General features: G+C 50.0%; 19 protein-coding genes and 1 pseudogene. 9 read left to right on the top strand and 11 right to left on the bottom strand.

Going from position 1 to position 22,066, the window contains the following annotated elements; all coding sequences use genetic code 11:
- Window positions 1-181 precede the first annotated feature (181 nt).
- The 5 genes from P6910_RS25250 to P6910_RS25230 all read left to right on the top strand — a co-directional run bounded on the left by P6910_RS25250 (window position 182) and on the right by P6910_RS25230 (window position 7,153).
- Window positions 182-1,429, top strand: coding sequence for a hypothetical protein (locus P6910_RS25250; protein ID WP_317143992.1), 1,248 nt, complete (start codon window positions 182-184; stop codon window positions 1,427-1,429).
- A gap of 197 nt (window positions 1,430-1,626) precedes the next feature.
- Window positions 1,627-2,889 (top strand): hypothetical protein, encoded by a 1,263-nt coding sequence (locus P6910_RS25245; RefSeq protein ID WP_317143991.1) that lies wholly within the window; start codon window positions 1,627-1,629, stop codon window positions 2,887-2,889.
- Window positions 2,890-3,090: 201 nt separating this feature from the next.
- Window positions 3,091-4,314 carry a hypothetical protein gene (locus P6910_RS25240; RefSeq protein ID WP_317143990.1) on the top strand — a complete coding sequence of 408 codons (1,224 nt, stop codon included), beginning with the start codon at window positions 3,091-3,093 and terminating at the stop codon, window positions 4,312-4,314.
- Between the two features lie 109 nt (window positions 4,315-4,423).
- Window positions 4,424-5,677, top strand: a complete 1,254-nt coding sequence (locus P6910_RS25235) for a hypothetical protein (protein ID WP_317143989.1) — start codon at window positions 4,424-4,426, stop codon at window positions 5,675-5,677.
- 192 nt (window positions 5,678-5,869) lie between these two features.
- Window positions 5,870-7,153 carry a hypothetical protein gene (locus P6910_RS25230; protein WP_317143988.1) on the top strand — a complete coding sequence of 428 codons (1,284 nt, stop codon included), beginning with the start codon at window positions 5,870-5,872 and terminating at the stop codon, window positions 7,151-7,153.
- A 263-nt stretch (window positions 7,154-7,416) separates the two neighbouring features.
- Here P6910_RS25230 and P6910_RS25225 read toward each other — a convergent pair whose 3' ends face one another.
- From P6910_RS25225 to P6910_RS25210, 4 genes are all read right to left on the bottom strand, one after another.
- Window positions 7,417-8,493, bottom strand: a complete 1,077-nt coding sequence (locus tag P6910_RS25225; protein WP_317143987.1) for a dihydrolipoamide acetyltransferase family protein — start codon at window positions 8,491-8,493, stop codon at window positions 7,417-7,419.
- 49 nt (window positions 8,494-8,542) lie between these two features.
- Entirely contained in the window at window positions 8,543-9,574 is a 1,032-nt protein-coding gene (locus P6910_RS25220) for an alpha-ketoacid dehydrogenase subunit beta (RefSeq protein WP_317143986.1), read from the bottom strand.
- Window positions 9,574-10,653 (bottom strand): pyruvate dehydrogenase (acetyl-transferring) E1 component subunit alpha, encoded by a 1,080-nt coding sequence (gene pdhA, locus P6910_RS25215; protein WP_317143985.1) that lies wholly within the window; start codon window positions 10,651-10,653, stop codon window positions 9,574-9,576. Before pdhA ends, P6910_RS25220 begins: the two co-directional genes overlap by 1 nt.
- A gap of 126 nt (window positions 10,654-10,779) precedes the next feature.
- Entirely contained in the window at window positions 10,780-11,805 is a 1,026-nt protein-coding gene (locus P6910_RS25210) for a Leu/Phe/Val dehydrogenase (RefSeq protein WP_317143984.1), read from the bottom strand.
- A gap of 701 nt (window positions 11,806-12,506) precedes the next feature.
- On the opposite strand from P6910_RS25210, the gene P6910_RS25205 reads away from it, so the two are divergent.
- Window positions 12,507-12,689 (top strand): hypothetical protein, encoded by a 183-nt coding sequence (locus P6910_RS25205; RefSeq protein ID WP_317143983.1) that lies wholly within the window; start codon window positions 12,507-12,509, stop codon window positions 12,687-12,689.
- A gap of 75 nt (window positions 12,690-12,764) precedes the next feature.
- Window positions 12,765-13,238 (top strand): hypothetical protein, encoded by a 474-nt coding sequence (locus tag P6910_RS25200; protein WP_317143982.1) that lies wholly within the window; start codon window positions 12,765-12,767, stop codon window positions 13,236-13,238.
- A gap of 95 nt (window positions 13,239-13,333) precedes the next feature.
- On the opposite strand, the gene P6910_RS25195 is transcribed toward P6910_RS25200, so the two are convergent.
- Together P6910_RS25195 and P6910_RS25190 are read right to left on the bottom strand one after the other, a co-directional pair.
- Window positions 13,334-13,645 (bottom strand): HigA family addiction module antitoxin, encoded by a 312-nt coding sequence (locus P6910_RS25195; RefSeq protein WP_257288751.1) that lies wholly within the window; start codon window positions 13,643-13,645, stop codon window positions 13,334-13,336.
- A gap of 9 nt (window positions 13,646-13,654) precedes the next feature.
- Complete coding sequence (locus P6910_RS25190) at window positions 13,655-13,948, bottom strand: type II toxin-antitoxin system RelE/ParE family toxin (protein WP_317143981.1); 294 nt, start codon at window positions 13,946-13,948, stop codon at window positions 13,655-13,657.
- A 207-nt stretch (window positions 13,949-14,155) separates the two neighbouring features.
- Here P6910_RS25190 and P6910_RS25185 point away from each other — a divergent pair, with 207 nt between their 5' ends.
- The gene (locus P6910_RS25185; protein WP_317143980.1) at window positions 14,156-14,398 is read left to right on the top strand and encodes a hypothetical protein; all 243 of its coding nucleotides are present in this window, start codon (window positions 14,156-14,158) and stop codon (window positions 14,396-14,398) included.
- Window positions 14,399-14,400: 2 nt separating this feature from the next.
- Here the strand turns inward: P6910_RS25185 and P6910_RS25180 are convergent, their stop codons facing one another.
- Both P6910_RS25180 and P6910_RS25175 read right to left on the bottom strand, forming a co-directional pair.
- Window positions 14,401-18,972, bottom strand: coding sequence for a DEAD/DEAH box helicase (locus tag P6910_RS25180; protein WP_317143979.1), 4,572 nt, complete (start codon window positions 18,970-18,972; stop codon window positions 14,401-14,403).
- Complete coding sequence (locus P6910_RS25175; RefSeq protein ID WP_317143978.1) at window positions 18,953-19,234, bottom strand: hypothetical protein; 282 nt, start codon at window positions 19,232-19,234, stop codon at window positions 18,953-18,955. The genes P6910_RS25180 and P6910_RS25175 overlap by 20 nt, the downstream gene beginning before the upstream one ends.
- A gap of 212 nt (window positions 19,235-19,446) precedes the next feature.
- On the opposite strand from P6910_RS25175, the pseudogene P6910_RS25170 reads away from it, so the two are divergent.
- Window positions 19,447-19,614: pseudogene (locus P6910_RS25170) on the top strand (Gp49 family protein); the annotation flags it as partial.
- Window positions 19,615-19,665: 51 nt separating this feature from the next.
- Here the strand turns inward: P6910_RS25170 and P6910_RS25165 are convergent.
- From P6910_RS25165 to P6910_RS25155, 3 genes are all read right to left on the bottom strand, one after another.
- Complete coding sequence (locus P6910_RS25165; RefSeq protein WP_317143977.1) at window positions 19,666-19,965, bottom strand: transposase; 300 nt, start codon at window positions 19,963-19,965, stop codon at window positions 19,666-19,668.
- A 170-nt stretch (window positions 19,966-20,135) separates the two neighbouring features.
- Window positions 20,136-21,263 carry a sn-glycerol-3-phosphate ABC transporter ATP-binding protein UgpC gene (locus P6910_RS25160; RefSeq protein ID WP_317143976.1) on the bottom strand — a complete coding sequence of 376 codons (1,128 nt, stop codon included), beginning with the start codon at window positions 21,261-21,263 and terminating at the stop codon, window positions 20,136-20,138.
- 9 nt (window positions 21,264-21,272) lie between these two features.
- Complete coding sequence (locus P6910_RS25155; protein ID WP_317143975.1) at window positions 21,273-22,007, bottom strand: HAD family hydrolase; 735 nt, start codon at window positions 22,005-22,007, stop codon at window positions 21,273-21,275.
- Window positions 22,008-22,066: the final 59 nt, after the last annotated feature.

Genomic DNA, 22,066 nt, shown 5'->3' with positions numbered 1-22,066 from the left:
GAATCAGCGGGGAACTCTGGCAGCTAATGGCTGCTTCAGTGCCTGTGCCGAAGGCGCAGTCTATTGGAAGCATTTGATAGCAACCTGATTTGCACCGCACCTTGTAGTTAGGGAAATTGTCATTCATAGCTCCGTTTAGAATCTATATTTCCAGTTCAGTCACTGTATCTGGGAAATTATTGTGAAAAATTCATTCAACCTGTTTCCGTTAGTTTTGTGTTTGCTTTATTCGATGGCAAAGGCCAGCCCGCCCTCACAAAATGACTTTGATTTTCTTGAGCCTTTTAATGACACCGCACTGGTGGCAAACGGGCTTGAGTTAACAGAAAGTATTGCCGGGCTCTCATTGTCTACCCTGCTCAACCTGGGTATATGGTGGGGTGTCTGTAAAACAGCGGAAATATTTTCCGGGTCTTTAGGCGAATATGAACTGGCTGCATTGGATACAAAGGAGCTGGAGAAGTTGAAAACAGATTTTTGTTTGCAACTGGCGCCCATGATGACTACTGCCGAAGTGGCACTGGCCGGGCGTGTATCTCCCTGGCCCCTGGAACAGCGCTGGTGGAAACCCCTGTATTTTGCCGGTGCAGGGATGGCAGCTTATGTCGCCAATACGAAAACGAGGAAACTCATACCTGTCGCAGTCTTGACCTACCTTGCGTCCGAAGCGGTATCAAGAACCGGAGCCAGTGCTATTTCGGCGTTAATTCTAAGAAAAATGAGCATAAGGGAGATTGCAACTGAATGGTATGCGACAGGGGAATACGCAACATTGTCTATGATTAACGGGATTCTGGCAGGGGCTGTCGTCTATGAATCGATGATTCATAAGGGCTCAAGTCCAGCAAAAGCGACTCTTGCTTCTGTTGTCAGCGCAGCGATTGCAGGTACCCTCTCGGGAATTATTTCAGCACTAACCATTGATTTGGGTGGACAGGCAGAGACTGGAGGCACAATCGGAGCCGGAATCGGAATCGGAATCTTATCCGGAGCCGTGGCCTTAAGCTTAGTCTCAGTTGAAGGGGAAGCCGGAGCCGCAGCCTTAGTCGGAACCACCGGAGACGGAGTCATAGCCGGAGGCGGAGTCGGAGTCATAGCCGGAACCTTAGTCGGAGCCGGAGCCGGGACCGGGGCCGCGGCTGGAATCGGAGCTGGAATCGGAGTTGGGGCCGCAGCCATAGCTGAAGCCTTAGTCTTGGGTGGAGCCGGAGCCTTGCTTGTGTTGGGCAGTTCGAAGATAACCTCAAACAACCCGTTTATCAAAGCCGGCGTTACTTTGGTGCCTGCGTTGATTTTCGCTGTTTTCAATAGTCTTTCAAACTGCGCGGTTTATGGCTATCCACTGGAGCATGGTTTTTCAGAGACCGGCTGGACTCAGTGGAAAAAGTTCTATGCGCCCCTGGATTATTTCTCGACTCTGTTTAAATGACAGACCCAACTCAACTGAATCAGCGGTGAACTCTGGCAGCTAATGGCTGCTTCAGTGGTTGTGCCGAAGGCGCAGTCTATTGGAAGCATTTGATAGCAACCTGATTTGCACCGCACATTGTAGTTAGGGAAATTGTCATTCATAGCTCCGTTTAGAATCTATATTTCCAGTTCAGTCACTGTATCTGGAAAATTATTGTGAAAAATTCATTCAACCTGTTTCCGTTAGTTTTGTGTTTGCTTTATTCGATGGCAAAGGCCAGCCTCCCCTCAAAAAATGATTTTGATTTTCTTGAACCTTTTAATGGCACCACACTGGTGGCAGATGAGCTTGAGTTAAGAGAAAGCATTGCTGGACTCTCTTTGTCTACCCTGCTCAACCTGGGTATATGGTGGGGTGTCTGTAAAACAGCGGGAATAGTCTCCGGGCTTTCAAATACACATGATCTGCCTGCATCGGATACAAAGGAGCTGGAGAAGTTGCAAACGGATTTCTGTTTGCAACTGGCGCCCGTGATGACAACCGCCGAAGTGGCGCTGGCCGGACATGTGTCTTCCTGGCCACTGGAGCAGCGCTGGTGGAAACCCCTGTATTTTGCCGGTGCAGGAATGGCGGCTTATGTCGCCAATGCGAAATCGAGGGAGCTCATACCTGTCGCAGTCTTGACCTACCTTGCGTCCGAAGCGCTATCAAGAACTGGAGCCAGTGCTATTTCGGCGTTAATTCTAAGAAAAATAAGCGTAAGGGATATTGCAACCGAATGGTATGCGACTGGGGAATACGCAATATTGTCCATGATTAACGGAATTATGGCAGGGGCTGTCGTCTATGAAGCCATGATTCATAGGGGCTTGAGTCCAGCAAAAGCGACTTTTGCTTCTGTTGTCAGCGCAGCGACTGCGGGTACCCTCTCGGGAATTATTTCAGTGCTAACAATTGATTTGGGTGGACAGACACAGGCCGGAGTCGGAGTTGTACTCGGAGTCGTACTCGGAGTCGCAGCCGGAGCCGGAGCCGGAGTCGCAGTCGGAGTCGTAGCCTCAGTCGCAGCAAAAGCCGGAGCCGGAGCCTTAGTCAGAAACGCCGGAGCCTTAGTCGGAAACGCCGGAGCCAGTGTCGGACTCATGTCCGGAGCCTTAGTTGGAGCCGGAGCCGGAGTTGGAGCCCGAGCCGGAATCGACGTGGGAGTCGGAGTCGCAACCGGAGTCATAGCTGGAGCTACAGCCCTGGGCGGAGCGGGAGCCTTGCTCACGGCGGGCAGTTCGAAGATAACCTCAAACAACCCGTTTATCAAAGCCGGTGTCACTCTGGTGCCTGCGTTGACTTTCGCTGTTATCAATAGTCTTTCGAACTACGCTGTTTATGGCTATCCAATGGAACAGGGCTTTTCAGAGACCGCCTGGACTCAGTGGAAAAAGTTCTATGCGCCCCTGGATTATCTCTCGACTCTGTTTAAATGACAGACCCAACTGTCAGCCACTGAATCAGCGGTGAACTCTGGCAGCTAATGCCTGCTTCAGTGGCTGTGCCGAAGGCGCAGTCTATTGGAAGCATTTGATAGCAACCTGATTTGCACCGCACCTTGTAGTTAAGGATTTTTTCATTCATAGCTCCGTTTAGAATCTATATTTCCAGTTCAGTTACTGTATCTGGAAATTATTGTGAAAAAGTCATTCAACCTTTTTCCGTTACTTTTGTGTTTGTTTTATTCGACGACACAGGCCAGCCCCTCCTCAAAAAATGATTTTGATTTTCTTGAGCCTTTTAATAACACCGCACTGGTGGCAAACGGGCGTGAGTTAGCGGAAAGCATTGATGAACTCTCTCGGTCTACCCTGCTCAACCTGGGTATATGGTGGGGTGTCTGTAAAACAGCGGGAAAAGTCTCCGGGCTTTCTGGCATACATGATCTGGCTGAAGCGGATACAAATGAGCTGGAGAAGTTGAAAACAGATTTCTGTTTACAACTGGCGCCGGTGTTGACTACCGCCGAAGTGGCGCTGGCCGGGCATGTGTCTTACTGGCCCCTGGAACAGTGCTGGTGGAAACCCCTGTATTTTGCCGGTGCAGGAATGACAGCTTATGTCGCCAGTACGAAAACGAGGGAGCTCATACCTGTCGCAGTCTTGACCTACCTTGCGTCTGAAGCGGTATCAAGAACTGGAGCCAGTGTTATTTCGGCTTTATTTCTTAGAGAAATGGGCGTAAAGGATATTGATACTGAATGGTATGCGGCGGGGCAATACGCAGTACTGTCTGTGATTAACGGGATTATGACGGGAGCTGTCGTCTATGAATTCATGATTCATAAGGGCTTGAGTCCAGCAAAAGCCACTCTTGCTTCTGTTCTCAGCGCAGCAATTGCGGGTACCCTCTCGGGATTTATTTCAGTGCAAACAATTGATTTGGGCGGGCAGACACAGACTGGAATCGGAATCGGAATCGTAGCCGGAGCCGTAGCCTCAGGCTTAGCCTCAGTCGGAGGGAAAGCCGGAGCCGCAGCCTTAGTCGTAAACGGCGCAGATAGAATTTTTGCCGTATCCGTAGTCGGAGTCATAGCCGGAGCCTTAGTCGGAGCCGGAGCCGGAGCCGGAATCGGAGCTGGAATCGGAGCCGCAGTCGCAGCAATGGCCGCAGTTCAAGCCTCAGCCATGGGCGTAATCGGATACTTGCTTATATCGGACAGTACGAAGATAACCTCAAACAACCCGGTTATCATAGCCGTTGCCACCCTGGTGCATTCGTTGGCTTTCGCTGTTATCAACGGTTTTTCAAACTACGCTATTTATGGCTATCCACTGGAACAAGGCTTTTCAGAGACTGGCTTGACTCAGCGGAAAAAGTTCTATGCGCCTCTGGATTATCTCTCGACTCTGTTCAACTGACAGACCTAACTGTCAGCCACTGAATCAGCGGTGAACTCTGGCAGCTAACGGCTGTTTCAGTCGCTGTGCCGAGGGCACAGCCTATTGGAAGCATTTCTGGGGAATTGTCGTGAAAAAGTCATTCAACCTGTTTCCGTTACTTTTGTGTTTGCTTTATTCGATGGCAAAGGCCAGCCCCCACTCAAAAAATGATTTTGATTTTCTTAAGCCTTTTAATAACACCGCACTGGTTGAAAACGGGCTCGAGTTAACGCAAAGCATTGCTGGAGTCTCCCTGTCTACCCTGCTCAACCTCGGTATATGGTGGGGTGTATGCAAAACAGCGGGAATAGTCTCCGAGCTTTCAAACACATATGATCTGGCTGCATCGGATACAAAGGAGCAGGAGAAGTTGAAAACGGATTTCTGTTTGCAACTGGCGCCCGTGATGACTACCGCCGAAGTGGCGCTGGCCGGGCATGTGTCTCCCTGGCCCCTGGAACAGCGCTGGTGGAAACCCCTGTATTTTGCCGGTGCAGGAATGACAGCTTATGTCGCCAGTACGAAAACGAGGGAGCTCATACCTGTCGCAGTCTTGACCTACCTTGCGTCCGAAGCGGTATCAAGAACTGGAGCCAGTGCTATTTGGGTGTTCATTCTAAGAAAAATGAGCGCAAGGGATATTGCACCTGAATGGTATGCGGCTGGGGAATACGCGATATTGTCTGTGATTAACGGGATTATGGCAGGGGCTGTCGTCTACGAATCCATGATTCTTAAAGGTTTCAGTCCAGCAAAAGCGACTCTTGTTTCTGTTGTCAGCGCAGCGATTACGGGTACTCTTTCGGGAATTATTTCAGTGCTAACAATTGATTTGGGTGAACAGACAGAGGCTGGAATCGGAGCCGGAGCCGGAGCCGGAGCCGGAGCCGGAGCCGGAGCCGGAGTCGGAGCCGGAGCCGCAGTCTTAGCCTTAGCCTTAGCCCCAGTCGGAGCGGAAGCCGGAGCCGGGGCCTTAGTCGGAAACGCCGGAGCCGGTGTCGGAGCCATAGCCGGAGCCATAGCCGGAGCCGGAGCCGGAGTCGGAACCAACATCGGAGTCGGAGCCAGCATCGGAGCCGAAGCCGGAGCCATGGCTGGAGCCGCAGCTCTGGGCGGAGTTGGAGCCTTGCTTATGTTGGGTAGTTCGAAGATAACCCCAAACAACCTGTTTATCAAAGCCGGTGTCACACTGGTGCCTGCGTTGACTTTCGCTGTTGTTAATAGTCTTTCAAACTACGCTGTTTATGGCCACCCATTGGAACAGGGCTTTTCAGAGACCGGTTGGACTCAGTGGAAAAAGTTCTATGCGCCCCTGGATTATCTCTCGACTCTGTTTAAATGACAGACCCAACTGTCAGCCACTGAATCAGCGGTGAACTCTGGCAGCCAGGTTTCAGTGGCTGTGCCGAAGGCGCAGCTTATTGGAAGCATTTGATAGCTGCTTTATTTGCCCCCTTGTAGTTGAGGATATTGTCATTCATAGCTCCGTTTAGAATCTATATTTCCAGTTCAGTCACTGTATCCGGAAATTATCATGAAAAAGTCATTCAACCTGTTTCCGTTACTTTTGTGTTTGCTTTATTCGATGGCAAAGGCCGCCAGCCTCCCCGCAAAAAATGATTTTGATTTTCTTAAGCATTTTAATGGCACCGCACTGGTTGAAAACGGGCTCGAGTTAAAGCAAAGCATTACCGGACTCTCTCTGTCTACCCTGCTCAACCTGGGTATATGGTGGGGTGTCTGTAAAACAGCGCAAATAGTTTCCGGGCCTTCAGGCAAATATGATCTGGCTGCATTGGATACAAAGGAGCTGGAGAAGTTGAAAACGGATTTTTGCTTGCAACTGGCACCCGTGATAACGACCGCCGAAGTGGCGCTGGCCGGGCATGTGTCTCCCTGGCCGCTGGAGCAGCGCTGGTGGAAACTCCAGTATTTTGCCGGTGCAGGAGTGACAGCTTGTGCCTCTATGACGAAAGCGAGGGAACTCGTACCTTTCGCAGTCTTGACCTACCTTGCATCAGAAGCGGCATCAAGAACCGGAGCCAGCGCTGTGTCGGTGTTCATTCTAAGAAAAATGAGCGTAAGGAATATTACAGCTGAACGGTATGTGGCTGGGGAATACGCAGTATTGTCTCTGATTAATGGGGTTATGGCAGGGTATGCCGTTTGTGTAGACATGATTCATAAAGGCTTCAGTCCAAAAGCAGCGCTAGTTGCTTCTCTGTTCAGCATAGGGATTGTAATTATTTCAGAGTTTGTAATGAATGTGGACGGACTGACAAAGGCCGCAGCCGAAAAAGAAACCAGAGCCGAAGCCGAAACCAGAGCCGAAGCCGAAACCAGAGCCGAAGCCGAAACCAGAGCCGAAGCCGAAAAAAGAGTTGCAGCCGAAGCCAGATCCCCAGCCTTAGCCGTACTCGGAGTCATAGCCGTAGCCGAACTCGGAGTCCTCGCCGTAGCTGAACCCTTAGTTGTAGGAGTTGCAACCGGAGCTTTATCCGGAACCCTGGCAGGAGCTCTGGTTGGAGCCGTAGCCGGAGTCGGAGCTGGAGCCGGAGTCGGGGCCTTAGTCGGAGCTGCAGCTCTGAGCGGAGTCGGAACCTTGCTTATGTTCGGCAGTTCGAAGATAACCTCAAACAACCCGTTTATAAAAGCCGGTGTCACTCTGGTGCCTGCGTTGACTTTCGCTGTTATCAACAGTCTTGCAAACTACGCTGTTTATGGTTATCCACTGGAACAAGGCCTTTCAGAGACCGACTGGATTCTGTGGAAAAAGTTCTATGCGCCTCTGGATTATCTCTCGACTCTGTTTAACTGACAGATCCAACTTTCATGATAATCGGCTTCTAAGTACTCAACCATACGAAATCATATTTTCTGACTCATTGTTCAGGCACTCGCGGCAACTGCTCCTGCGTTGCTCTAGCTCCTGCATCCATGCAGTCGTGCTGCGTTGCAACTCTGGTCACATAGCTTGCTATGTTTCCGTCGTTGCGCCTTGCAGAGCACCTGCCCAATAAGCCAGAAATATTCGATTCCGTATGGCTGAGTACTTACCCATTGGCAAAAGCCGATATAAAATTATTCGGACAACTTCTGAAGCATGCAATGCAAGAAACGAGTGGCTTCTCCACCAGTAACTGCGCGATGATCAAAGGTCAGAGAGATAGGAAGAATCCGGTGATTCTGAATCTGGCCGTCCTCGCTCACCACCCGGGCTCTCAGACGGCCAATACCAATGATACAAACCATGGGCGGCACAACAACGGGGGTAGCGAACTGACCCGCAAAGACACCAAAGTTGCTAAGAGTAATGGTGGCACCCTGCATTTCTGACGGTGGAAGGCTACGTTCCTCAACGGCTTTTCTAAAATGGTTAATGCGGTCTCTCAAAGAAGTGGCATCCTGTTTTTCTGCGTCTCTGATAACAGGCACAAACAGACCTTCTTCACTGTCAACAGCCAGTCCCAGGTGAACAGAAGTAAAGACTTCACGACTCATCAGCGTTTCATCAAACCAGGTATTAAGTGCCGGTTCTTCCTTGCAGGCTGCGGTAATGGCCTGAATCAGCCGAACGGTAATGTCTGTTCCTTTCGGCCAGTGTTCGATATCCACATCATCAAACAGAGTGACAGGTACCACTTCGGCATGAGAATGCGCCATGGTACGAGCCATGTGTTTTCTGACGCCTTTGAGAGGCTCGGGGTTTGCCAGGGGATAGCTGTGACGAATAGAGTTTTTGCCAACACTTTTCGGATCGATAGATACACCCATTTTGGCGGCCAGTGCAGTGACGTCACCTCCGCTTTCAGCAGCAGGGGCTTTTCCGGAGTCAGGTGGTGTACCAATAAAAAAATGTTCATCGGCGCTGTCATCATGAGAGGCTGTCGCCAACTCGCCGACCACTGTGCCGGCATCTTCCTGATCACTGACAAACTCCAGCAGAGGCGCTCCGGTCATAATGGTGTCGCCGGGTTTGCCATAGAGTTTTGCCACAACACCGCTGATGGGTGAAGGAACGTCGACAATAGCCTTGGCGGTTTCGACTGAGACAATGATCTGGTCTTCTGTAACGGAGTCGCCTTCCTTGATATGCCATTCAATAATATCGGCTTCGGGAATGCCTTCACCCAGATCGGGCAGGTTGAAAAATTTCATATTCTTGTCCTTTTTACTGAAAGCCCTTTTGCTGAAGGCTCTGCTGATATCATTGATACGCCAGTGTTTTCAGGGATGCCTTAATGATGTCATCAGGTTGGGGAAGGTAATGACTTTCCATCCGATAATAGGGCATGGTCGTGTCATATCCTGTCACCCGTTCGATCGGTGCTTTCAGATCCATGAGCGCCTCCGAGGCCAGCTCGGCAGCTATTTCAGCACCTACGCCAAAGCTTCGGCAGGCTTCATGAACAATCACACAACGACCTGTTTTGCGAACCGAAGTCAGGATCGTCTCCATATCAAGGGGCTTAATCGTGGCGACATCAATCACTTCCACGGAAACGCCGTGTTGTTCCAAAGTTTTGGAGGCCTGAAGGGTTTCACTGACGGAAGCTCCCCAACTGATCAAAGTCAGGTCGGAGCCTTGCTTGAGAGTAAAGCACTTGTCGAGTGGCAGCAGCGGAGTCTCTTCAGAAACGTCCTGCTTGACCGCGCGATAGATGCGTTTGGGCTCCAGAAACAGAACCGGATCAGGATCATTAATCGCAGAGCGCAGCAGTCCGTAGGCTCTGACCGGTGATGACGGAATAACCACTCTAATGCCGGGGATGTGGGCAAACAGGGCTTCTGTACTTTCAGAATGATGCTCGGGAGCGCGGATACCGCCCCCGAAAGGCGCTCTGACAACCATTGGGCAGCTGAGGCGTCCACGGGTTCGGTTTCGCATTCGGGCAGCATGACATACCAACTGTTCCATGGCCGGGAAGATGAACCCCATGAACTGGATTTCTGCAACAGGCTTCAGACCCTGAGTGGCCATACCGACACTGATACCGGCGATCAGGGCTTCAGCCAGAGGCGTATCCATGACCCTTTTCAGGCCATACTTTTCTCTCAGACCCTGAGTCGCCCGGAAAACACCGCCATTAATACCGATGTCTTCACCCAGCAATACCACCTCAGGGTCTTGTTTCATGGCATGGTCCAAAGCCAGATTGACGGCTTCCACCATGGTGATTTTATTTGCACTGCTGTCCACAGTCGATCGGATCAGGTTTTCAGATACTGAACTATTCATCAATGAGTTTCTCCGTCGGCTTTAAACATAGCGACCTGTTTTTGCTGCTTCAGTTGCGGGGGCATATTGGCGTAGGTGTGATCGAAGAGGTCGCTGATAGAAGGAAGCGGCGTTTCCAGATAGGTTTTGACTTCTTTCTCAACCAGGGCGGCAGCTTCCTGTTTCAGCGCCTGCTCTTTCTGCTCATTCCACAGGCCACGGTGATGCAGGAAGTTTCTGAGTCGTTTTACCGGCTCTTTGTTCCAGGCGTCCTGCAGCTCTCCACTGTTACGATAGCGACTGGCGTCGTCTGCCGTAGTGTGATCGCTCAAGCGATAGCTGATGGCTTCAATCACTGTAGCGCCTTTGCCGCCTCTGGCGCGCATCATGGCTTCATTGATGACTTCGTGCAGTGCCACAACATCGTTACCATCCACTTGTGCGCAAGGCAGCCCGGCAGCAATGCCTTTTTGAGCCAGTGTCGGGGCTCCGGACTGAATGTTGCGAGGAACAGAAATAGCCCACTGGTTGTTATTGATGATAAATACCAGAGGCAGCTGCCAGACGCCGGCAAGGTTCAGGGCTTCAGTAAAGTCACCTTTGGAAGTGGCGCCATCGCCCAGAGACACCACCGCCACCTGAGGTTCGTGTCGAATTTTGATCGCGGTGGCCACCCCGGCAGCGTGATCTGCCTGGGTAGCAATAGGTACACAGTTCGGAAAGTCATGACCCCAGGCCAGACCGGAACTGCCTCGCTCATCTCCACCCCAATAGAGCATGATATCGGAGAGGGGAACCCCTCGTAACATCAATCCGGGAAGGTCTCGATAGTAAGGAATCAGTACGTCTTTTTTCTCCATCAGTGAACCAAAAACAGTGCTGATAGCCTCCTGTCCGAGACAGGATGGGTAGGTCCCCATCTGACCGGTTCTCTGCAGGGCAACGGCTTTGGCATCACCTGCTCTGGCTATGACCATGGTGCGGTAATATTGAATCAGGGTGTCTTTATCTTCAGTCCATTCTGGCAAAGGTTGGAGGACTTCTCCCTCCTCACTGAGGTACTGATAAAACGGAATCTGACAGGCATCATTGGTTTTCATAAGGTGCGCTCCTGTGTTTTTCACTATGGGGCTCTTTTCACCAACGGGGTAAAAAGAAATGCGCATACCCATGGTTTCGATAAGTAAAAAGTTGTAAGCAGTCAGTCAGGCACTTAGTTGTCCGAATTACTCTCCATACAACTGAGTTTCTGCCATATGATCGGCAACCAGACTACTGGGAGTTCGATGCAGCAGCTCATGGCGAAACACCTTCAACAGAGTCTCTTCAATGGCATTGATGCGGTGATTTATTTCGTTTTGTGATTTACCCTGATGCGTCATCGCAACAAAGATGAGTCCACCGGCGTTGATAAGGTAGTCCGGTGCATAGAGAATGCCTTTCTCATAAAGCAAATGTCCACAATGGGGAGTCAGCAGTTGATTATTTGCAGAGCCTGCTACAGCATTGCATTGCAACTCATCAATGGTGTCTTCATTGAGAATTCCTCCCAGACCACAGGGACTGAAAATGTCACAGGGGACTGAGTAGATTTCCTCAGCACTGACAGCGGTGGCACCCAACTCCTCGACGCACTGTTGAACTTTCTCTTCATCGATATCCGTGACAATCAGTCGGGCGCCGTCCTGATGCAATAACTGGCACAGGGCATAGCCCACATTACCGAGTCCTTGAACAGCCACTCTCATATCTTTCAGTGAGGAGTCAAATGCCGGTTCGGCTTTCAGGACAGCCTGAATGCCCTTGTAAACACCCAGAGCGGTTGAAGGTGCAGGGTTGCCGCTGGAAGAAGTGCAGGAAACGTGCTGAGTTTGAGAGGCGATGATATCCATATCGGATACTTTTGAGCCGCTGTCCATGGCAGTAATGTAGCGGCCTCCCAGTTCCTCTATGAATTGACCAAAAGCCCTGAACAGCTCTTCCCGGTCGTAGGGGCCTTCCGGCTCCATGATGACTGATTTGCCGCCGCCAAGATCCAGACCGGCAAGAGCTGCTTTGTAGCTCATACTCTCGGCAAGACGGATAGCATCAGTAACCGCATCTTCAGTGGAGGAGTAAGGGATTATACGACAACCGCCGAGGGCTGGTCCTCTTCGGGTGCTATGGATTGCAATGACTGCTTTGAGGCCTGAGGCTTCATCGTATTTCAGATGGACGTCACTAAGCCGGGCCTCTTCTATCTGTCTGAACATAACGGGATCTCTCCGCATGTGTCAGAGCTGATAAGGCTCTGTTTTGCTTTATTTTTATAGTCGCCAAAGGTTAGGGTGATAGCCCAAAACAGCGATAATAGAGGCTTTTAGCCCTTCAAAGATTACAATACTTCGGCAGGTGTATTGTCAACTGGAGAATTGCGATACAGGTTGTTCCTTTGCCCGCATGGCTGCAAAATAAGTGCCATCTTTAGCAAAATCGTCGTAAACCCTCGCCCAATCGGGCGGGGACATAAGACGGGAACGCAGAGCGTTCCGCTTGCGTGTTTGTACGTAGCTGGTTATATTCTCTATCGGTCTGTCCCTATGCAGGGACTCACGGTGACGAAAACCAAGCACTGTTAAAAAAAATCCATAGCAGAGCTAACTGCCTGTTGGGCTAGAAGACTTTCGAAAGTCGTTATTGCAACGCATCGACTGGAACCGTATAGATACCCAACAAATCAAACAAAAGACCAACAAATAACCGAGGGGCACCCGGTTACTGCTGATGAAGGCTTCTGTGTAAGTCCAGTCGCTCTAGGCTGGCTGTAGCCCGTGAAGTCAGAAGCCTCGCCTGACAAGGCGGGGAGTGTCACATACATCAATTGTCTTGATTACCAAGTGATTTAGCTACTTATCCACAGTTTTTCCTGCTGGAGTAAAATCCTATCTACCTCTAGCTTTAACGGAGACAGGATATGAATCCCCACAGCTATAACATTACCGTCCGTCGGGCTAATTTCGATGGTGAGGTATTTTTCGAAGCTCGGGTCAAAGAGCTGCCAGATGTTGCTGAGTACGCTGATACTGCCGAAGAGGCCTACGCCCTGGCGATTGACACTATAGAAATTACCGCAGAGATCTTTGCCGAAAAAGAGTAGCGGTGCAAGCATGAAGCTCGTCCGTAGCCAGTCAAATCCGATTAGCGCAACTCAAAAGGGCATCCTGGCACTGAGATGAATGACGAAGCACTGGAACAGGCAATTAACGCTCTGCAAATCAATAGCGTTTCTTTATTCGCCACCCAGTGTTCGATAGCTGACCAGTTTTTTCCAGCCTATGACCCGTTAGCAGAAAACATACAGATTCAGTCAAAGCATTTAATTTCCCGGACTGAACAGATCGACTTTGAGGATGATGAGGGCCGGACGGTCAAGGTCATCCGTTTTCACGCTGAATTTGGTACTCGGATGATGTTGCCATCTTCTGGTGAACTTGAACAAAAGGCGCTCATTGAGGCAACGTTTGTCGCCGAGTATAAAGTCGCTGATGTTGAGTTGAGCGAAGAGGCCATTAAAGAATTCGCTTTAAGAAATGTCATGTTCAACGTATGGCCATACTGGCAGGAGTATCTGACCAGCACCTGCAGTCGAATGGAACTGCCTAAAAGTGAACTACTTGCCCCTAAAGGAGCGAGCTTCCAACACTAAACACCTAACAAAGTAGATGTCGTTCTTTTCTTTTTTGACGTTTCACTGCCACTTGCAGGAGAGGTGGACCGTGGGAACGAGTCAAGAAAAGCGAGTCAGGCTGTTTTCTGCTGGAATACCTGTATTTTTTCAAGGTCGCTTTTTTCTGCAGTTTGAACGTTATATAAATCCCAGCGAACCTGCAGACTCAACCAGAAGTCTGGTGACATTCCGAAAAAACGGGCTAGCCTCAACGCTGTACTGGGTGTGATCCCACGCTTTTTATTGACCAATTCATTCACTCGCTGATAAGGCACGTGAATGGCGTCCGCTAACTCCCTTTGTGAAATATTCATAGGCATCAGGAACTCTTCCAGCAACATTTCACCGGGATGGGTAGGTGGTCGGTTTTCAGGCACTCTGGTCATGCGTTGCTCCTAGTGGTAATCGGTGATTTCAACATTTTCCGGTCCCTTGTTGCCCCACCGGAAGCAGATTCGATACTGGTCATTAATCCTGATACTGTGTTGCCCTTTCCGGTCTCGGGTCAAGGCTTCAAGACAGTTACCCGGTGGAACCTTCAGTTCATCCAGGATTAGCACAGAATCCAGCTGATCCAGCTTTCTTGCGGCGATTCGCCAAAGCGACTGGGGACAGACTTTGCGAGCCTGGCGGGAAGCCTTACCGTTAAAAATATCTGCTGTAGCCTTGTCTTTGAAAGAAGCGATCATGGATTACATGGTAGCACGGATACCATGCCAAAGTGTTCGATGTTATTGGGTTGAGTGTGTAGTGGCACACTCTTGACTCGCAGGATGCACCATCCACATTGTGGGTGGCCTCTAAAACTGCATGGCAACGCCCCCACCCCCAATGGCTGAAACTGGTCTACATTGTTTTGTCAGGCTTCCTGATCATTAACAATGTCGGTTCAAATCATGACTAAAGTAGTATTCAGAAAATTCCCGGAGGGTGATGTGATTGCCCTGTTTCCCGATGACGTGGCCGATAACCGCGGGCATATCTCCAGTTATCAGCAGCAGGGGCAGCATGGTGCAGCCAGCCCGGCATTGATGGATGAGCTGACACCGGCAACCGTGGAGGAGTACCAGCATCTGCTCAATGAGTTGACCCATCAGATCGGCTATACCGACCTGAGAGTGCATGACGAAAACGATTGAGGCTATGCCGTGGTCTCGTTCAGTGGTGGCAGGGCCTTGACGATTCTCACGGTCTCGACGCTGACACGAACAATCCGTTTTACCAGATCGACGATGTAGCGAGGGTCTTCAGACCACTGGTTCGGGTCATTCTGGATATGGCTGTTCTTATCGACGGTAACCCGGTACCGCTCCATTACCCATTCAATCGCCGGTTTACCGTTGACCACGTATTCGTAGGCTTCCAGTGGTATGCCTTCGAGAATGATGTTGGCGTTATAGACGATGACGGACCTGTCTTTCTCTTTGCCCTTTTTCCCGAACACCATTTTTGATACCCGGTAATCGTCGTCTTCCATCAGCAGGTTTTGGGCTTTGCCGCCATGTTCATCCAGTGGAAACGGCTCCACTGTTTCGTAGTTAAGATGCCATTCGCCCAGCTTGCGTCCTGCATTGCTGAATGCCCAAAAATCTGCTGCAAACGGTATACGTGGCAGCTTTTTTTTCAGGTCGGCGGCGAAACGCTGCTTGTACTCGGTAGAGTGCAGGATGCCGTAGACGTACCAGAAGATATCTTCTTTGGTGATGGTGTCATCACTGTAGTGGTCACGGAAGCTGTCGAGCGCCCAGTCACTGATGGCATCGTGGCGGATGAAGCCGTGTTCGTCGACTTCGGCGGCTTGGGTACCTGCGAGCATGTCGCTTTGTGGTTCGATTTCTTTACCTTGATCAGCTTTTTCGTACCAGTAAAGGGGGAAGCATTGACCAGTGTCGTGCATGTGCAGATTAGCGACAGCGTCAGTAACCAATGTGGAAAACGACTTGCTCGCACCTATTCCTGTCACGGAAAAGGCTTTGTTTTTGTGGTCCTTCGTTGGAAATAGCTTAGGTTGCAGGTAAACCATGTCATTGAAGTTGCGATTAAAATATAGCCACTGCTTTTCAAATGGGCGATACATTCCCTGAGTCACGGACATGGGATTGAATTGGTATTGCTTACCTTTTTTTGCATCATTTTTTAATGAACGGTTCCAGCTGATATTCTTCGGATCAAGATCAATAAATTTATCAATATCAGGAATTTCTTGTTTCGACGCTCCCTTGCAAAGTTCTGCGTAGCCAGCACTATCCTCATTAAAAACATCAATCATTCGACGCATATTTGACACGAGGGAATCGCGGCTCATGTTGTAGGCCCATGAATCTCGAGCAGTTGCTACGCCTCTTGAATATGTGTCAAAAATGCCTTGTTCACCATCGCTAGATTTGTCGCCAATTACAGTAAAGTTGTCAAAGGCTTCATCACGCTGATTAATCCAGTCACCAGCATCATTTGGCTTGATGCTCTGCCATTCCATATTTTTGATGCTGGCAAATTGTTCAATCACAGCGAGCTTTTCTTCACGGCTCAGGTAGTCACCAATATCGTGATAATTGAGTTCGCAGGCACCAGTAAGCCTTGGGTCTTTCACCATAATTGAGATGGTTACAGGCGTGCGTGACCCAGAACCAAAAATTTTGCCACCTTCTCGGCGGGCTTCTTCACCAGACGTACGCTGATTACCACGTAGGTTGAAAATATAAAGATGACTGAATTCGTCCGTCAGGCACTTACGAATACCGTCAGCGGCGTTACCGTCGATAAATGAACCGTTCGTCACAAATGCAATAATGCCATTGTCACCCAGTCGATCGGTTGCCCATCGAATCGCCCGGATGTATGAGTCATAAAGGCTGTTCTTGTTGGTCGCTGTAGACCTTTCCGCATAGGTGATGCGAATCTTTGCATCCAAAGATGGGTACTTGAGGTTCTGGTTATTGTCATTTGCGCTGTTCTGACCTGCCGAATACGGTGGATTCCCCACAATCACCCGAATCGGATGTGCCAACTGATTCGTGGCCCGTGCATTATTTTCAGGCAACACTATCTGATCCACTAAGTCATCGTCTTCCGTCATCTGGAAAGTGTCGGTCAGCACCATGCCATTAAACGGCAGGTAGCTCCCGGTCTGCCCGTGGAAAGCAGTTTCAATATTCACCGTGGCAATGTAGTAAGCCAACAGAACTATTTCGTTAGCGTGCAGCTCCCTACTGAACTTGTGAGGCAGATCATCGTTACTGATCAGCCCGGACTGAATCAGCCGCACAATAAAGGTACCGGTGCCACTGAACGGGTCGAGGATATGAATACCCTTATCGCCCAGTTTGCTGCCGAAATGCTTGCCCAGCGCTGCCTGCACGCTGTTCAGAATAAAGTCCACTACCTCAATGGGCGTGTAAACAATCCCGAGCCGCTCCGCCATCCGCGGAAACGCATTATGGAAGAAGGTGTCGTACAGGTTGCGAATAATATCCTGCTTGGACTTGTCACTCTTGGCCAGGCTGATCCGCTCACGAACATTGTCGTAGAACTTTTTCAGATCTTCGGTTTCGCTGGCAACGGCAGATTCGTCAAGTCGATCGACCACTTTTTGTAATGCATGGGCGACCACGTTCTGTTCGGGGAATTCGTTATCCGTAAACAGTGCCTGGAAGACTGGCAACGTCAGAACGTGCTGCGCCAGCATCTCAATGGCTTCATCAGCGGTAACGGCAGGGTTCAGGGTGTCTTTCAAACCTTGCAGGAAGGTGTCGAACTCACTTGCCAGTGACTTGTCGGTTTTGATCAGCGCCTTAATACGGGCAATCAGCTTCTCAGCGGTTTTGCCGATGTCTTTCGCCCACTCGCTCCAGTATTCCCGGTCGCCCAGCTTTTTCGGAATGGCGGCATAAACGGCTTCGTTGACTTCGTCGAAGGGCAGGTTCGGGATGTCCAGCGGCAGGTCGAGGGTGCCACCACCATCACCTCCTTCTCCATCACCACCGCCGGTCTCACCAGTAACGACCTGTATTTTCTTACGAAACTCAGCTTCGTCCACCAGCGATTCATCATGGGCACGCAGTGCCTTGATAACCTTCCAGATGCCCTTGAACTGCGGGTCGCTGTCGATAAAGCTGTTGTAATCCTTGACCCGCTCAGACGGCATACAGACCGGCAGAATGATATAGCCATACTTCTTTTTGCCAGCAGGGTCTTTCCGCATGACTCGACCAACGGATTGCACAATATCGACGATGGATTCACGGGTATCGAAAAAGATAACTGAGTCGAGCGAAGGTACATCAATACCTTCTGACAGGCATCGAGCGTTGGAAAGAATACGGCAGTCACCTTCTGATATGTCATCTTTCAGCCAGCCGAGCTTTTCCTGCCGCACATGGGCGTTCATACTGCCATCCACATGGTCGAGTTCGCAATTGACCATTGAGTTGTCGACGTTGCGGTAGGAGTTCTGGTAAGTCTCGACCAGCTTTGCGAATATGTCGGTGGTTTGCTTCGAATCTTTGATCGAGCGGGAGAACGCCACTGCCCGACGCATGGGAGCAGTGTCTTCCGTCAGGTCTTCCTGCTCGCCTGCTTCGTCGACCATCACCAGCCCCTGCTTCGAGAGACCTTTCCAGCTGCCGATGATTTTGGTGGCCAACTTCATATCAATGGCTTTGTCGTCGGCGACTTTGAAGGCGTTGTAGTTGTTGACCAGATTCGCCATCTTCTCTTCTTCAACGGCGACGATCAGCACCTTGTATTCGGTCAGCAGGTCTTTCTCAACGGCTTTGCCGAACCCGAGGCGATAAAGTTCCGGGCCGTAGAGGTCTGCATCGTCCATTGAGAACAGCACGGCATCCGCTTCGTTGGCCTTGCTTTTCGATTTGCCGGCGTATATTCGAGGCGTAGCGGTCATGTAAACCCGCTTGTCCGCCTTGACGATATGATTCTGGTGAACTTTGACGAACTCGGAGTAGTCTTGACCTTTCAGGGTAAGGCCGGTGGTACGATGCGCCTCATCGCAGATAATCAGGTCAAAGTCGCCAAGACCCTGTTTTTGGGCGTCGCTGACCACCTGAATAGACTGATAGGTGGAGAAAACAATGGTGCGCCGGTCTTTACTGACCACTTTTGCTGCGGCGGCCAGTTTCTTTGCATCGGTGGTGGCGGGGTAGGCCAGGTCATGCAGGCTGATGTCTTCTTCATCTTTACCCACCTTTGAGTCAGAACAGACGACGAAGGCATTGATCGGGCTGACACCCTGGGCGGTCCATTCCCGCAATGACTGCGCTACCAGCGAGATGGACGGAGCCAGAAAGAGTATACGGCCTGTCTCTGGCGTAACTTCTTCCATCAGGCGCAGGGCGGTGAAGGTTTTACCCGTACCGCACGCCATGATCATTTTACCCCGGCTGTGCTGTTCAAAGCCTTTCTTTACTGCGTCGATGGCTTCACGCTGGTGCTCACGGGGTTCGTGCTTTTTCTTGAGCTTGATGTCCTTGATATTGCTGAGGCTGAACTGACTCCAGTCGATCGGGCTGTCGGCCAGGTCTTTGAAGAACAGGCGGCTTACAGGAACGGTTTGTGCCTCGAGGGTTTTATTTGCCTTGGATGACCACTTCTCGGTGGTGGATACGATCAGTCGTGTTGTAAAACTGAATGCGCCATCCGTGGTGCTGAATTGCTTTCCTGATGCGGCCAGGAATGAGTCAATGCCGCCCTTGTCCAAGCAGGTTTGCCGGATCGAAGAATTTGCACTGAATCGCCCAGTATTCCCCGGTACTACGCTCACGGGCGACCAGATCAATACCGTCATCACTTCCCCAGCGATGCGGCCACTCTCCCCATAACCAGACATCCGAAAGCCGGTCAGCGTATTGCGGGTCAGTCATCAGATAGTTGGCAATCAGCTTTTCAAACTGCGTGCCCTTATCGCGGTTGTTGCGGGTTGCTTCGGTAAATTCGTCTAGCAGGGCCTGTAGAGTGTTCACTTGCATTCCCTTATTTAATTGTAAAATGGTTGCAATCGTCGTTTATATGCTACAGAAACAGGCTGTGTGTCAATACGAGCAATCGTGCGGATATCAAACGCTGTAGACCTCTTGGATAGGTGATCATACTGATTATTATTAGAGTAACGTCGTACATAAGCATCGAGTAGTGTTTATAAAGCGAGCCTTTATCACGGCATGCATGAGAGTTCTTGATTAAGACCCGAAATGGACCTCGCCTGACTCCTGAACTGATTGACTCCGCTATCGCAAAAACGCAGTTCCATGTTTTTGAGGGTTCGTGTCTGACAGTTTGCTGTATGACGTTGAAAAATGGTTTCACGGTTGCTGGTGAGAGTGTTTGCGCCAGCCCTGCAAATTTCGATGCAGAGATTGGACAAAAGATCGCAAGGGATAACGTCAGAAATAAGTTATGGATGCCTGCTCATGCAGGGGGTTATGCGGCGATAAATGAGGGGCTCGGTCGCGGTATTCAGAGGGCTACGACCGAAGGCCAGCTTGAACATGGAGTCTTTATGCAAATGGTTGTTGTCGTTGGCATCCTGATAACCGCAGGCCATTTGCAGCACTCTTTGCGTCAGAAGATCTTGTATGGAGTGGTCAATATAGGATTGATGTCGTTTGTCCTGGATTGCCCTGTCGAGCCTGGGGATTAGCTCACTGCGGATGGCCATTTCACGAAACAGCGGTGCGCCAAAATCAGAGGACAACTCCCCTCAATTAAAGTCAGCTCTGACAGTTTTACCATTAACAGAGTGAAAACGAAGAGTTTTTTGTGTATGTTTCGCCATGGCAGGTTCCGGTTTGCTTCTTCCGAAGCTTATTTTTGGTCGACCCAATCATTTCAGGTGACTGGGCGGAACCTGCTCTTATTCATGAACTAGCCTAAAGCTTCTTCAGTATCCAAATCGAACAAGTGGCATTGAGAGACTGTGAATTTCAACAACGCAGAGTCGCCACTGGCTAACACCTTGTCTGCGTCGAAGGGTATCCTTGATATCATCTTGTCACCTCCCAACTGAAAATAGAGATAAAGCTCATTGCCCATGGACTCCACCACATCAATTTTGTGGCGTTGGGTGTTGATGCCTGAGGTGTTTGTATCATCGTTGGCTAACTGAATATGTTCAGGGCGAATACCAAACCAGACCCACTCACCCGCTCTCTGTCTGACCAGGTTCTGCTTATGTTGCGGCAACTTCCAGCGATGTCCACTCTCTGTAACCACAGTCATCATGTCATCGACTTCCTCAATAAGCACCTTGATGATATTCATTGCCGGAGAACCAATAAAGCCAGCAACAAACTTATTAGCAGGGTATTGATAGAGGTTCATCGGCGTATCGACCTGCATGATTTGGCCCTGGTTAAGTACACAGATTCTGTCACCCAGCGTCATGGCTTCCACTTGATCATGAGTGACATAAATCATGGTTGCGTTTTGCCCTTCCGCTTTAAGATTATTATGCAGCTGAGCAATACTGACCCGGGTTGAGACTCTGAGTTTGGCATCCAGATTTGAAAGCGGTTCATCGAAGAGAAAAACATCCGGCTTGCGGACCATGGCACGACCCAGAGCAACGCGCTGTCTCTGTCCTCCTGACATTTCACCGGGTTTATTTTTCAGTAGATGCTCAATTTCGAGTGTCTTTGCCGCTTCTGCAATACGCTGTTCTATTTCGGCTTTTGCCAGCTTTTGCTGCTTCAACCCAAAGGCCATATTTTCATACACGGACATGTGAGGATAAAGAGCGTAGTTTTGGAAAACCATCGAGATACCGCGATTTTTTGGAGGCAAATCATTCACTCGCCTATCACCAATGTACACATCGCCCATAGAGATATCTTCCAGGCCCGCAATCATTCTCAGCGTCGTTGATTTTGCGCAGCCAGAGGGGCCCACAAACACCATGAACTCACCTTCACGAATGTTCAGGTCGACACCATGTACCGCTTTAAAACCATTCGGGTAGGTTTTTTCTACCCCTTTCAGTGTGACTTCAGCCATTTCTCATCCTCAAATCAATTCATTAAATGCGTATGGGTCAAACTGAGCCACCGATGGGATAACAAGATCTGCCACAGGTTCCAACTCGCTCGCTGAAGCAGTCCCTGTCAGTACACCAATTTTCTTTGCGCCGGCATTGGTAGCGAATTCCATATCTGACACCGTATCACCGAACATGATGACCTCGTGGGGTTCAATTCCACATTGCTGACAAAACGCACTCAGAAGCGCGGGAGCTGGTTTGGGTTCTATATCCCCGTCACTGTAGCCAACATAATCAAACAACATCTTCAGGCCTGATTGTTCCAGCGTATAAAGCGTCGAATCTTTGGTGTCAGCCGTTGCAATACCTAAAATCATCCCTTTTTGCTTAAGAGAAGTGAGCGTGTCTGCCACTCCGGGTAACACTTCAATCCATTGAGGATTTTCTGCAACCTGCTGGTTAAAAGCGTTTTTGGTCACTCTTGCGAATTCTGTCAGTGATACCTGTGGGTTGAGCATTTCAAACCATTTGGCAGCGGTGTCCTCAACAGGGTTGGAAGCGAGCAGACCATGATTGTCCACTCTGTCTCCCTCAACGCCAATCGCCAGCAGTAGCTGTGCCTCGGTGACATGTTGATGACCTTGTCTCTCATCGCTGTAGTTTTTTACTCGATGGCAGGCACTGCGTGAAACCTTTAACCACATATTATGGAATTCAAGGAGTGTGCCGTCTTTATCAAACAGTAGTGCTTTAAACTTCATCACTATTTAATCGCTCTGTCAGTTCTCCCCAACCAGACACTTTCGGGGTTTAAAAACAG

Source organism: Endozoicomonas sp. 8E, from assembly GCF_032883915.1.
GTDB lineage: Bacteria > Pseudomonadota > Gammaproteobacteria > Pseudomonadales > Endozoicomonadaceae > Endozoicomonas_A.
This window is presented reverse-complemented; position numbering and strand designations above follow the sequence as displayed.

What these genes read in the sequence shown, in the direction of transcription:
- P6910_RS25190 (WP_317143981.1), bottom strand. Translation starts at nt 13,948, where the DNA reads ATGATCGCTTCTTTCAAAGACAAGGCTACAGCAGATATTTTTAACGGT.
- P6910_RS25210 (WP_317143984.1), bottom strand. Translation starts at nt 11,805, where the DNA reads ATGTTCAGACAGATAGAAGAGGCCCGGCTTAGTGACGTCCATCTGAAA.
- P6910_RS25160 (WP_317143976.1), bottom strand. Translation starts at nt 21,263, where the DNA reads ATGGCTGAAGTCACACTGAAAGGGGTAGAAAAAACCTACCCGAATGGT.
- pdhA (WP_317143985.1), bottom strand. Translation starts at nt 10,653, where the DNA reads ATGAAAACCAATGATGCCTGTCAGATTCCGTTTTATCAGTACCTCAGT.
- P6910_RS25225 (WP_317143987.1), bottom strand. Translation starts at nt 8,493, where the DNA reads ATGAAATTTTTCAACCTGCCCGATCTGGGTGAAGGCATTCCCGAAGCC.
- P6910_RS25155 (WP_317143975.1), bottom strand. Translation starts at nt 22,007, where the DNA reads ATGAAGTTTAAAGCACTACTGTTTGATAAAGACGGCACACTCCTTGAA.
- P6910_RS25205 (WP_317143983.1), top strand. Translation starts at nt 12,507, where the DNA reads ATGAATCCCCACAGCTATAACATTACCGTCCGTCGGGCTAATTTCGAT.
- P6910_RS25185 (WP_317143980.1), top strand. Translation starts at nt 14,156, where the DNA reads ATGACTAAAGTAGTATTCAGAAAATTCCCGGAGGGTGATGTGATTGCC.
- P6910_RS25220 (WP_317143986.1), bottom strand. Translation starts at nt 9,574, where the DNA reads ATGAATAGTTCAGTATCTGAAAACCTGATCCGATCGACTGTGGACAGC.
- P6910_RS25200 (WP_317143982.1), top strand. Translation starts at nt 12,765, where the DNA reads ATGAATGACGAAGCACTGGAACAGGCAATTAACGCTCTGCAAATCAAT.
- P6910_RS25195 (WP_257288751.1), bottom strand. Translation starts at nt 13,645, where the DNA reads ATGACCAGAGTGCCTGAAAACCGACCACCTACCCATCCCGGTGAAATG.
- P6910_RS25230 (WP_317143988.1), top strand. Translation starts at nt 5,870, where the DNA reads ATGAAAAAGTCATTCAACCTGTTTCCGTTACTTTTGTGTTTGCTTTAT.